The 11,186-nt window shown below is 68.1% G+C and carries 10 protein-coding genes; 6 read left to right on the top strand and 4 right to left on the bottom strand.

Annotation, left to right across the window (positions count from 1 at the left end):
- The first annotated feature begins 36 nt into the window (after window positions 1-36).
- The 4 genes from V9K99_RS13780 to V9K99_RS13765 all read left to right on the top strand — a co-directional run bounded on the left by V9K99_RS13780 (window position 37) and on the right by V9K99_RS13765 (window position 3,969).
- Window positions 37-285 (top strand): hypothetical protein, encoded by a 249-nt coding sequence (locus V9K99_RS13780; protein WP_337001600.1) that lies wholly within the window; start codon window positions 37-39, stop codon window positions 283-285.
- A gap of 86 nt (window positions 286-371) precedes the next feature.
- A complete protein-coding gene (locus V9K99_RS13775; RefSeq protein ID WP_337001602.1) occupies window positions 372-1,559 on the top strand; it encodes an NAD(P)/FAD-dependent oxidoreductase in 1,188 nt (395 codons plus the stop codon).
- A 15-nt stretch (window positions 1,560-1,574) separates the two neighbouring features.
- Window positions 1,575-2,462: an RNA polymerase sigma-70 factor gene (locus tag V9K99_RS13770; RefSeq protein WP_337001604.1), complete on the top strand. Its 888-nt coding sequence runs from the start codon at window positions 1,575-1,577 to the stop codon at window positions 2,460-2,462.
- A 310-nt stretch (window positions 2,463-2,772) separates the two neighbouring features.
- Window positions 2,773-3,969, top strand: a complete 1,197-nt coding sequence (locus V9K99_RS13765; protein WP_337001606.1) for a Gfo/Idh/MocA family protein — start codon at window positions 2,773-2,775, stop codon at window positions 3,967-3,969.
- Between the two features lie 195 nt (window positions 3,970-4,164).
- Here the strand turns inward: V9K99_RS13765 and V9K99_RS13760 are convergent, their stop codons facing one another.
- Window positions 4,165-4,800, bottom strand: coding sequence for a TetR/AcrR family transcriptional regulator (locus V9K99_RS13760; RefSeq protein WP_337001607.1), 636 nt, complete (start codon window positions 4,798-4,800; stop codon window positions 4,165-4,167).
- Window positions 4,801-4,886: 86 nt separating this feature from the next.
- On the opposite strand from V9K99_RS13760, the gene V9K99_RS13755 reads away from it, so the two are divergent.
- Complete coding sequence (locus V9K99_RS13755) at window positions 4,887-6,371, top strand: MFS transporter (protein ID WP_337001610.1); 1,485 nt, start codon at window positions 4,887-4,889, stop codon at window positions 6,369-6,371.
- Window positions 6,372-6,443: 72 nt separating this feature from the next.
- Here the strand turns inward: V9K99_RS13755 and V9K99_RS13750 are convergent, their stop codons facing one another.
- The 3 genes from V9K99_RS13750 to V9K99_RS13740 form a co-directional block, all read right to left on the bottom strand.
- Window positions 6,444-6,788, bottom strand: a complete 345-nt coding sequence (locus V9K99_RS13750; protein ID WP_337001612.1) for a VOC family protein — start codon at window positions 6,786-6,788, stop codon at window positions 6,444-6,446.
- Between the two features lie 210 nt (window positions 6,789-6,998).
- Entirely contained in the window at window positions 6,999-7,640 is a 642-nt protein-coding gene (locus tag V9K99_RS13745; RefSeq protein WP_337001614.1) for a hypothetical protein, read from the bottom strand.
- A gap of 36 nt (window positions 7,641-7,676) precedes the next feature.
- A complete protein-coding gene (locus V9K99_RS13740; protein WP_337001616.1) occupies window positions 7,677-8,357 on the bottom strand; it encodes a GntR family transcriptional regulator in 681 nt (226 codons plus the stop codon).
- A gap of 114 nt (window positions 8,358-8,471) precedes the next feature.
- Between V9K99_RS13740 and V9K99_RS13735 the strand changes: the two genes are divergently transcribed.
- Window positions 8,472-11,186: a UxaA family hydrolase gene (locus tag V9K99_RS13735; RefSeq protein ID WP_337001618.1), complete on the top strand. Its 2,715-nt coding sequence runs from the start codon at window positions 8,472-8,474 to the stop codon at window positions 11,184-11,186.

The following is an 11,186-nucleotide window of genomic DNA, read 5'->3' as shown; positions in this document are numbered from 1 at the left end:
ACGTGATTTTCTAGTCTCCTCGCCGTACGGCGTGCCATGCCTTCCGCAAGCACCGGCCTGATCTTCGGCCGCACTCCCGCGATCGCCGACGTACTGTCGCTGACCCGGGCGGCGGAGGCAGGTACGGCGCTCTGCGGTATCGCCGGTCTGACGCCGGAGGGTGTGAGGAGCTGCAGGCGGCCGGACTGGACGTCACCACGTGGCCAGTTCCCGACCCGGCGACCCTGGAACGGGCAGTCGAGCTGGCCGTCGACGGCATCACCACCGACAACCCCCACGTCCTGACCCGCTCCAACGTCTGAGGTCACACCTGTCACAACCGCCGGGTGGCCGGTGTCTTTAGGGCTGCACCTTGGATCGAAGGAGTAGCCATGGGCGAGAACACCGATGTCATCGTGGTCGGCGGCGGATACGCCGGCGTGATGGCAGCCAACCGCCTGACCCGGCGCGACGGCGTGAATGTGACCCTGATCAACCCTCGTCCGGCCTTTGTCGAGCGGATCCGCCTGCACCAGCTCGTCACCGGGTCGGACGACGCGGTGGTGGACTACCAGAAGATTCTGGCCGGCGGCGTCGGGCTGGTGGTCGACACCGTGACCCGGATCGACGCGGCCGGGCGTCGGGTGATCCTGGCGAGCGGTGGCAGCCTCGACTACGACTACCTGATCTACGCCGTCGGCAGCGGCAGCGCCGTACCGAACGTGCCCGGCGCGGCGGAGCACGCCTACCGGATCTCCACCCTTGAAGAAGCCCAACGGCTGCAGCCGGTCATCGAGGCCGCGGCCGCGTCGGCCGCGCTGACAGTGGTGGGAGCCGGGCCGACCGGCCTCGAAACCGCTTCGGAGCTGGCGGAGCAGGGCCGGAAGGTGACGCTGGTGTGCGGACAGATCCTCGGGCCCTACCTGCATCCGCGGGCTCGGCGGGCGGTGGCCAAGCGGTTCGCCAAGCTCGGAGTGACCGTACTCGAAGGTTCCGGCGCGACGGTGACGGGCGTGACAGGTGATGCGGTCCAGCTCGCCGACGGCCGCGAGTTCGCCAGCGACGTGACCATCTGGACCGCCGGATTCGGCGTACCTGACCTGGCTGCCCGGAGCGGGCTGAGCACAGATGCCTTGGGCCGGCTGCTCACCGACGAAACGCTCACGAGCGTCGACGACGCACGCATCATCGCCACCGGGGACTCGGTGGCGCCATCGGACCTGCCGGTGCGGATGAGTTGCCAGTCCGCGGTACAGCTGGGCCCACAGGCCGGCGAGACAGTGCTGAGCCGGATCGCCGGCAAGCAGCCGAAGAACTTCAGCGTCGGGTTCTTCGGCGAGTGCATCAGCCTGGGTCGCCGCGCCGGGATCGTCCAGCTCGCCGGCAAGGACGACACCGTGTCCAGGGCGTACTACGAGGGCGGCAAATCCATGGCCATGCTCAAGGAGACTGTCTGCTGGAGCACTGTCTGGCAGATGAGGCAGGAGGCGCGCCACCCCGGCCAGCTCGACCTATGGTTCAAGGATCGGCGACGCCAGAAGGTGCTGGCCGGGTTGGCGCCGGCTGTCCGGCCCTCTTGAGGAGGGATGGCGAGAATGAGCGACCAACCGGCGACCGAGGCGTTTGTTGTCCACCGGAATCTGCTCTTCACCGTCGCCTACGAGATCCTCGGATCGGCGGCCGACGCGGAGGACGTTCTGCAGGAGACCTGGCTGCGGTGGGTCAAGGTCGATCTGGATCAGGTCCGCGATCAGCGCTCCTACTTGATCCGGATCACCACCCGCCTGTCGCTCAACCGCCTGCGCACCCTGCAGCGGCGCAGGGAAGCGTACGTCGGTCCTTGGCTGCCCGAACCGCTGCTCACCACACCCGACTCGACGGAGGACATCGAGCTGGCCGAGAGTGTCTCGATGGCGATGATGCTCGTCCTCGAGACACTCTCGCCGACCGAACGCGCCGTCTTCGTGCTGCGCGAGGCGTTCGAACTCGGGTATGACGAGATCGCGGCGGCCGTCGACAAGAGTCCGGCGGCGGTGCGCCAGATCGCGCACCGCGCCCGGCAGCACGTCGACGCCCGCCGCCCCCGCAAGGTGGTCTCCCGGCGCGAAGGACAGGCGGTGCTCGAGGCCTTCCAGCGCGCGGTCGAGGCCAGCGATCTGCAGGGCCTGATGGACGTGCTCGCGCCCGACGTGGTCGCGGTCAGCGACGGCGGCGGACTCAAACTGACCGCGCTCAAGCCGATCGTCGGCGCCGAGAAGGTGATCCGCATGTTCGTCGGAAGCATGCAGAAGATCGGCGGCACCCTCACCACCGAACCAACCGTGATCAACGGAAGCCCAGCACTCCTGTTCAGCTTCGACGGAAACCTCGACGGCGTCGTCGCCCTGCGGATCGAAGACGACCACATCACCGGCATCTACTACATCCGCAACCCAGCCAAACTCTCCCGCCTCACCCGCGAAACCCCCCTAACCCTCCACTGACCCAAGCCCCAAGAACCACCCGCCGTACCTACCTCAAGCCGCGACAGCCAGCTCCGCGTGCCCAACCCCTCCGCCCGTCGCAACCGCCCAGCCGGCCAACGCGCGGCACCGCTCCACGGCCTCCCAGCCCTCCACCTCCCAGCCCTCTCACCGGCCGGTCTCCGGGCTGACTTTGTGCACGAGATGCGTACGTCGGGGGGCCTCGAGTGCGAATCTGGTGCACAAAGTGCTCTCGGGCCGGCGTCGGCCACAGATTCCAACGTGTGAATTTGTTCTTCCGTGGAACATAAATGTGTGATTGCCTTGGCGCATGGGAATCAGCATTGGTGTGGTCGGAGCGGGGCAGTTCGCCCCGTCGTTCCTGCGGCTGTGGTCCGCGCATCCTGACGTGTCCGACGTACGGCTGACCGACGTCGTACCGGAAAGAACCGCGGAGATGGCGGCCAAGCAGGGGATCACCCTCACGTACCAGTCGTTCGAGGAGATGCTCGCGTCCGACGTGGACGCGGTGGCGATCTTCACTCAGCGGTGGCTGCACGGCGAGATGGCGATCCGTGCGCTCGAGGCCGGCAAGCACGTGTACTCGACCGTCCCGATGGCGATCGAGGCGGACCAGATCGCCCGCATCATCGAGCTGGTCAAGGAGACCGGCCTGACGTACATGATGGGCGAGACCAGTTACTACTACCCGTCATCGGTGTATTGCCGGCAGAAGCTGGCCGCCGGTGAGTTCGGCCGGGTCTTCTACGCCGAGGGCGACTACGTCCACGACATGGATCTCGGGTTCTACGCGGCGTACCAGTACAGCGGCGGTGACGACTGGAAGAAGACCGCCTCGTTCCCGCCCATGCTGTACCCGACGCACGCCGTCGGCAACGTGCTCTCGGTGACCGGGCAGCACGCCACGCACGTGTCCTGCATCGGTGTCCAGGACGACCGCGGTGACGGCGTCTTCGACAAGGAGATCAGCCAGTTCGACAACGACTTCAGCAACGCGACCGCGCTGTTCAAGCTCGCCGACGGCGGCGTGATGCGGACGAACGAGATGCGCCGCGTCGGCTACCCGTCGCACATCCGTGAGTCCCGGCTGCGCGTGTTCGGGACCGAGGGCAGCTTCGAGCAGCTGGCCACGACCACGCTCTGGCAGACCAAGGAAGGCGTCGAGGACGTCAGCCAGCTGATGGAGACCAAGCCGAGCGGTTCGCTGCAAGACGAGGACCTGGCGAACGTGGACCCGGCCCTGCGGGACGCGTTCCGGTCCGGGCTCTCACCAGTCCACGACCGCAGCCGGCTGCCGGCCGAGTTCGACGGCCTGCACAACGGCCACGAAGGTTCTCACCACTTCCTCGCCGACGACTTCGTCCGCGCGATCGCCGACAAAACCCTTCCCCCGGTCAACGCCTGGGTCGCCGCCCGCTACACCCTCCCCGGAATCTACGCCCACCAGTCCGCTCTCCAAGGCGGCGTACAACTAGAAATCCCCGACCACGGAGACGCCCCCGCCTAACCCAGGCGTCCGGCAAGTTACGTCCGAAGGACTGTGGCCTATAACCCACAGTTCTTCGGACGTTGTCAGTCCCCGACCTCAGCTGGGCGGTGCTGTGGCGCGGGTACGACGGTCGTCGTGTCAGGCCCTCGGCTCAGCCCGGGGAAGTAGCGAACGTACGCGGGAAACCAAGCGCAATCGCGGTTGCGGTGCCGGTCAGGCCCGCCAGCGGTTGGTCAGTTCTTCATTGCTGGGCGGCGGTCCCGGGAGTTCCGAACCGTCGCCCGGTTGTTCCCCGGGCCGATGCATCGCCTCCAGCATCAACGTGAGGTACCGATGCCGGAGCTGGTTCGTCCGGGCCTCGTCGCCGAGCTTGATCGACGTGATCTGCTCCAGGATCACGCCGAAGTCCTCGACCACGATCCCCGGCCGGAGGTACTCCTTCGTCCGCGCGTAGATGGCCTGGTTCAGCTCACCCGCCCGGGCGGCGTCCTGCCAGAGGTCGGGCGTCGGGGTGAAGGTCCCCGCGAGTCGCTGGGTCAGTGAGTTGGTATCGGCGTCGACCAGCGCGTGCAGGAACGCTTCGAACGCAACCCACGGCTCGCGGTCGTCGGCGAGCGCCTTCTCCGACTCCTCGATGTACCGGGCCAGACCGTCGCTGCAGAGCTTGCGGAGCAACTCCTCCTTGCTCGCGTACCGCCGGTAGAGCGCGCTGATACCGACCCCGGCGCGCTCCGCCACCGCCGAGATCGGGGCGCCGGGATCGGCGATGAACACCGCCCGGGCCGCGGCCAGGATCACTTCGTCGTTGCGGGCCGCCTGCGCCTGCCGGCCGCTGAGAGCTCTCGTCATGTCACCAAGATTAGCACTTGAACGGAATGCTCCGTTCCGCTAGTCTTGGAACAGAACACTTCGTTCCGTTTGAACTGGAGACGATGATGACCGCAGTCGTAGAACTCCCCCGCAGCGCAGCAGCCACCGCCGTCCCCGAGGTCGCCCCGCGGCGCCTTCGCCGGCGCTGGCTCGCCTTCTCCGCGGTCATCACCGCGTCGGTGATGGACCTCCTCGACTCGACCGTGATGAACGTCGCCGCTCCCGCCATTCGCGCCGACCTCGGCGGCTCCTACGCGAGCCTCCAGTGGATGGCCGCCGGGTACACGATGGCCCTGGCCGTCCTGCTCCTCGTCGGCGGCCGCCTCGGTGACCTGGTCGGCCGGAAGCGGGCGCTGCTGATCGGCGTCGGAGGGTTCGCCGTGACCTCGTTCCTCTGCGGTCTGGCCGTGTCATCGGAGATGCTGATCGCCGCCCGGGTGGCGCAGGGCGCGTTCGCCGCGATCATGTTGCCGCAGGGCTTCGGACTGGCGCGAGACCTGTTCGAACCGGACGAGCGAGCCAAGGCGTTCGGGTTCTTCGGTCCGGTGATGGGTCTGTCGGCGGTGATCGGCCCGATCGTCGGCGGCACGCTGCTCGACGCGGACCTGCTGGGTACCGGCTGGCGAGCGATCTTCCTGGTCAACATCCCGGTCGGCATCTTCACCTTCGTCGTCGCGGCCAAGTACCTGCCGAACACCCAGCCCACCGGCCGCCGGATCTCGCTGGACATTCCCGGCCTGCTGATCGCCGGCGCCGGCCTGGTCGCCCTGGTGTACCCGCTGGTCCAGGGTCACGAGATCGGCTGGCCGCTGTGGTCGAAGGCGCTGCTGGTCGCCTCGGTGCCGATGCTCGCCGGGTTCGGTGTCTACCAGTCCCGCCGGCAGCGCAGCGGCGCGACCCCGCTGATCGAGCCGGGGCTGCTGCGGAGCCGCTCGTACCTGTCCGGCGTACTGTTCGCGGTCGTCTTCTTCGGTGCGCTGGCCGGCACGTTCGTCCTGGGCATGTTCCTCCAGGTCGGCCTCGGCTACACCCCGATCCACGCGAGCCTGGCGATGGCGCCCTGGGCCTTCGGTGCGCTGATCGGCTCGGCGGTCTCCGGGATCACCATGCAGAAGTACGGCCGCAAGCTCCTGCACATCGGCCTCGCCTTGATGGCGCTCGGACTGATCGGCCTGTACGGCGTCCTGTCACTGACCGGACTGAACGTCGGGCACTGGGACCTCGTCGTACCCAACCTGATCGGCGGGGCCGGGATGGGCATGGTCTTCGTCCCCCTGTTCGACATCATCCTGAGCGGCGTCCGCGACCAGGAGGTCGGCTCGGCCACCGGCATGCTGGGCTCGCTCGAGCAGGTCGGCATCGCCCTCGGAATCGCGGTGATCGGCACCATCTTCATGGGCAAGGTCGCCCACGCCGCCCCCGCAAGCCGCGCCCTGGCCGCCCTCGACGGCACCCAGGCCGCCCTCCTCGCAACCGTCGCCGGCATCCTGCTCGCCTTCGCAGTCGGCTTCCTCCTCCCCAAAACCACCCGCCCCGGCACCGAGCACTGACGCCACCCAACCGCCCGGCACCCTGAGCGCCGCCGCTCCATCCCCCGGAGCGGCGGCGCTTCGGCCTACTGGTCAGGAAACTGGCGGGCCGCCGTAGGAGATCTCGTTGCCGTCGGGGTCGTAGTAGGTGGCGTGGCGGACGCCGTTGTCGTAGGTCTCGCGGACGGCGGGTTCCAGGCCACGGTCGGCGATGGCGCCGAGGGTGCCTTCGAAGTCCTCGACGAAGAGCGTGTGCTGAGCGTGCCCGGCGTGCTCTGGGACGACTTCGATGTAGATGAACTGGTGCTCGCCCAGCTCCCACACCGCCTCGATGTCGTTGGGCAGGAAGCTCGGCGACGCGCCAAACAGCTTCTCGTACCAGGCGACGGCCGTGTCGTAGTCGCTGACCGAGATACCGGCAAACAGATCAAGAGCCATACGGGATCGTAGCCAGTACGCCGGACCACGCGGCATGTACTCGCGAAGCCGTGGGTGACGTTCGGCGCCTGCCGCTGAACCTGCACCACTCATCAACGTGGGCCGACAGCACGGCCGCACGCTTGCCAAGCTGCTCAGCAGGCGTGCGGCTGATGCTTGGTGAGTGGCGGAGGTCCGCCTCTCAGCAGCCGTGGCGCGCGTGGGTTGGAGTTACGGTTCGTGGTCGGCGCGGTAGCGGAAGAGGTCGGGGAGGAAGTTTTCGAGGTTGCCTATTTCCTCGATGTGGTGGCGGATCCAGGCGGCGAGTTTGGCCGGGGGGAAGGCGCGGGTGTGGGCGAGGCGGTTGAGGACGAGTCGGCCGGCTGGGGTGGTGTCGCCGATGGTCATGCGGGTCACGTAGCGGGTTCCGCCGCGGGCTGCGGTGAATTCGTTCTGTAGGCGGACCAGCGCTGTACCCAGGACGCGGGAGGAGATGATCGCGGCCTGGGGGTCGACCTGTTCTACGCCGACCTTGATGTCGATCAGTTGGTCGAGGTCGCGGCCGGGGGCCTCGGTGATGTGGAGGCGGGCACCGGGGCCGACCACACTGCCGGGGCTCGTGACGTCGTACGCGATGTGGTCCAGCGGATGCCAGACCAGGTACCGGGGCCAGACCTGGCCGGCGTAGCGCATCGTTCCCGAGACGTGGCCGTACCACCACGAGAGCATCTCCGGCGTGACGTCGGCGAGCAGGGCGTGGCGGATGGTGACCACGGTCCGGCCCTCGTCCGCGGTGGTCCGGACCGTGGCGGAATCCGGCGGACGAAGCGGCCAGAGAACCGGGCGCGGCGCCGGCAGGGTCGGTGCCTTCATCCTCTGCGCGTGCCCGTACGGCGCCTTCCGAAACGCCTACTCGTAGATCTTGCGCAACCGCAAAGACATCGAGTTGTCGATGTGCTGGTTCATCGCGGCCTCGGCGGCGTCCGGGTCGCCTGAGCTGATCGCGTCGACCAGGCTGCGGTGCTCGGTGAGGACCTCGGGACCGATGTCGCGGTCGTAGTGGAGCCGGAAGATGTGCAGGTGGCAATGGGTCCGTTCGAACGCGAGCTGGACCTGCTCACTCCCTGAGAGCGACGCGATCAGCAGGTGGAACCGGCTGTCGTGCACGGTCAGGGACTTGTAGCCGGCGTAGTCCTCCGACGTCGGCTCGACCGCCGTCGCCAGCTCGGCCTTCAACCGGGCGCGGCCGTCGTCGTCGATCAGCTCGGCCGCCCGTCGCGCCGCCCACGGCTCGAGCAATCGGCGGAACCGGTACAGGTCGTCGAACTCCGCCAGCGAGAGCAGCGGCGTCGCCCGGTACCCCTTCAGCGGCTCCTTGTCCGCGAGCCCCTCCGATTCCAGCCGGGCCAGCGCCTCGCGGACCGGGGTCGACGACACCTGGAATTCGCGGGCCAGCCCGTCGATCGAGATCCGCCCGCCGGGCCGGATGACGTGGTCCATCAGCATCGTCTTGATCGCCTCGTACACGTCGTCGGCGAGCATCTGCCGCCGCAGCAGCCGCCGGTCCTGCGGCTCCACGATCTCCGTCATCGCGCTCTCCGGATCCTGGTCGCGGTCTTGACCCGGCCGGTCGGCTTCGGCAGGGTGGCACTGGTAATCATGCATCATGCATGATTTGGGGTCCGAGAGCCAGAGAGGCGACGCATGCTGAGGTTCGACGAGGTCGGCGTACTGCCTGAGCCTGAGGACAACGCGGCGATCTGTTCCCGCCGGGTGGAGGCCGGTACGACGATCGACCTCGACGGCACCGTGATCACGCTGCCGCACACCATCCTCGAGGGCCACCGATTCATCGTCCGCCCGGTCCGTACCGGCGAGGCGATCACCTCCTGGAACACCCCGTTCGCCCGGGCCTCCCGCGACCTCGAGATCGGCGACTACGTGTGTACGCCGACCAGCCTTGCCGCAGTCACCGCACGCGGGGTCGAAGGCCTCCCGACCGAGCCATCGGCCACGAACGAGCCGCTCGACCCGTACCGGATGGACGAGTCCGCGCTGAACTTCGGCGCCCAGGTGACCAGCGTCGAGCAGCCCGGCACGTTCCTCGGGTACCCGCGTGAGCAGGGCGCGGCCGGCACCCGGAACCACGTGGTGATCATGGCGACCAGTTCGCGCAGCAGTGGGTTCGTCACCGAGCTCGCCCGGCGGTTCGACGGCGCGGCCGCCGGCGATGGCGTCGTACCCGTGGCACATACCGAGGGCGGCGAGGACGAGGTCCCGAACAACCTGCACTTCCTGCTCGCGACGCTGGCCGGCTTCGCCCTGAACCCGAACGTCGGCGCCGTCCTGATCGTCGACACCGAGGACGACGTGGTGTCCGGCCAGGCGATCAAGGACTTCATGGCGGAGCACGGCTATCCGTCGATCAAGGTTCCGCACGCGTACTTCACCCGTCAGGCCGGCTTCGAGCACGACCTCACCACGGCCGGTGCGCTGGTCGAACCCTGGCTGCCGATTGTCGACAATCAGATGCGCACCCAGGTCCCGCTCGCGGACCTGAAGATCGCCTTGCAGTGCGGCGGGTCCGACGCGTTCTCCGGGATCTCGGCGAACCCGCTGGCCGGTCTGGTCGGTGCCGAGGTGATCAAGCATGGTGGCGCCGCCGTACTCGCGGAGACCGATGAGCTGATCGGCGCTGAGGGCTACGTACTGAAGAACGTCCGCGATCTGGCGACGGCGAAGCGCTTCCTCGCGACTGTCCGGTCGTTCAAGGAGCGCGTCGGCTGGCACGGTCACACCGCCGAGGGCAATCCGTCCGGCGGCAACGTGTACCGCGGTCTCTACAACATCGTGCTGAAGTCGATCGGCGCCGCCCGCAAACTCCCGCGCGAGGTCCGGCTCGACCACGTGATCGACTACGGCGAGCCGCTGCCGGGCAACGGCTACATCTTCATGGACAGCCCCGGCAACGACCTCGAGTCGGTCGCCGGCCAGATCGGCAGCGGCTGCAACCTGATCTTCTTCACCACCGGGAACGGCTCGATCACCAACTTCCCGTTCGTCCCGACCCTGAAGTTCGTCACGACCTCGGCCAGGTACGAGCGTTTGCACGCCGAGATGGACGTGGACGCGGGCCGCTATCTCACCGGTACGTCGATGGCCGACCTGACCGCGGAGACGTTCGACCTCACCGTCCGGGTCGCGTCCGGTGAGCCGAGTGCGGGGGAGCGGGCCGGCCACAGCCAGGTGTCGATCTGGCGGAACTGGCGGCAGAGCGGACCGCGCGAGGGCATCTCGATCACGACCGACGGCCGGATGAGCCGCAAGCTGACCGACCTCCCCGCCGAGGACCGCGACGCCCCTCTCGACGGTCTTCCGCTGCAGGGACTAAGCGGTGCCGGTCAGACCGCCGCGCGACTGCTCCAGGTCGACGACCGGTTGGTGCCAGAGTCGGTCGGCTTGATCTTGCCGACCAGCCTGTGCTCGGGGCAGATCGCGCTGAGGCTCGCAGCCCAAGCGGAGCTGGAGAAATGGGCCGGTGACGCGGTCACGAGGATGGTCGCGCTCCCGCACACCGAGGGCTGTGGCAGCAGCGGCGGCGCCTCCGAGGAGACGTTCGCGCGCACGATGCTCGGCTACCTGTTGCACCCGAACACGCGGATGGCGCTGCTCCTCGAGCACGGCTGCGAGAAGACCCACAACGACTATTTCAGGTCGCGCCTGGTCGAGGCCGGCGCGGATCCGTCCCGGTTCGGCTGGGCCAGCATCCAGGCCGACGGTGGACTCGAGGCCGTCGGCACGAGAGTCAAGGACTGGTTCAACAGCTTCGACCTGTCAGCTCCGATCGAGTACGACGGCACGCTCGGTGACCTCACCATCGGACTCGAAGCCCGCGGACCGTTGTCCGACGAGACGGCCGAGGCGCTGGCACTGATCGGCCGCGAAATCGTGGGCTCAGGCGGTTCCGTCGTACTGTCCTCGCGCGGGGCGCTGCTCGCGCACGACATCTTCCGTCACACCGCCTTCGGATCGGCCGGCCAGGTCGATTCGACGATCGCGCACGGTCAGCGGTTCGCCGAGCCGGGCTGGCATGTGATGCGGATGCCCGGCACCGACTGGATGGAGACCGCGACCGGTTTCGGTGCCGGCGGGGTCCAGCAGATCCTCGCGCATGTTGCCGGCGGCACCTTGTCCGCGCAGCGGTTCGTCCCGGTCGTTGAGTTCAGCAACGACCCGGAGACGGTGGTGAAGTACGGCGACGACCTCGACGCGGTGGCCACCGGCGACGCGGCGGACCAGGCCAGAGTCGGCCTGGACACGATCGCGGCCGTGGCGAGCCGGCGGATGGTTCCCAAAGCGGTTGCTTCCGGCAACATCGGTTTCCAGATCACCCGTGGTCTGCTCGGCACGTCAATGTAG

Origin of the sequence: Kribbella sp. CCNWLW201 (assembly GCF_037203805.1) — a bacterium.
Classification (GTDB): domain Bacteria; phylum Actinomycetota; class Actinomycetes; order Propionibacteriales; family Kribbellaceae; genus Kribbella.
Note: the sequence above shows the minus strand (reverse complement) of the source record. Positions and strands in the feature narration are given on the sequence as shown.

Bases quoted from the DNA above. Each gene is read 5' to 3' on its own strand.
- V9K99_RS13765 (WP_337001606.1), top strand. From the start codon at position 2,773: ATGGGAATCAGCATTGGTGTGGTCGGAGCGGGGCAGTTCGCCCCGTCG.
- V9K99_RS13755 (WP_337001610.1), top strand. From the start codon at position 4,887: ATGACCGCAGTCGTAGAACTCCCCCGCAGCGCAGCAGCCACCGCCGTC.
- V9K99_RS13780 (WP_337001600.1), top strand. From the start codon at position 37: ATGCCTTCCGCAAGCACCGGCCTGATCTTCGGCCGCACTCCCGCGATC.
- V9K99_RS13735 (WP_337001618.1), top strand. From the start codon at position 8,472: ATGCTGAGGTTCGACGAGGTCGGCGTACTGCCTGAGCCTGAGGACAAC.
- V9K99_RS13745 (WP_337001614.1), bottom strand. From the start codon at position 7,640: ATGAAGGCACCGACCCTGCCGGCGCCGCGCCCGGTTCTCTGGCCGCTT.
- V9K99_RS13750 (WP_337001612.1), bottom strand. From the start codon at position 6,788: ATGGCTCTTGATCTGTTTGCCGGTATCTCGGTCAGCGACTACGACACG.
- V9K99_RS13740 (WP_337001616.1), bottom strand. From the start codon at position 8,357: ATGACGGAGATCGTGGAGCCGCAGGACCGGCGGCTGCTGCGGCGGCAG.
- V9K99_RS13775 (WP_337001602.1), top strand. From the start codon at position 372: ATGGGCGAGAACACCGATGTCATCGTGGTCGGCGGCGGATACGCCGGC.
- V9K99_RS13770 (WP_337001604.1), top strand. From the start codon at position 1,575: ATGAGCGACCAACCGGCGACCGAGGCGTTTGTTGTCCACCGGAATCTG.
- V9K99_RS13760 (WP_337001607.1), bottom strand. From the start codon at position 4,800: ATGACGAGAGCTCTCAGCGGCCGGCAGGCGCAGGCGGCCCGCAACGAC.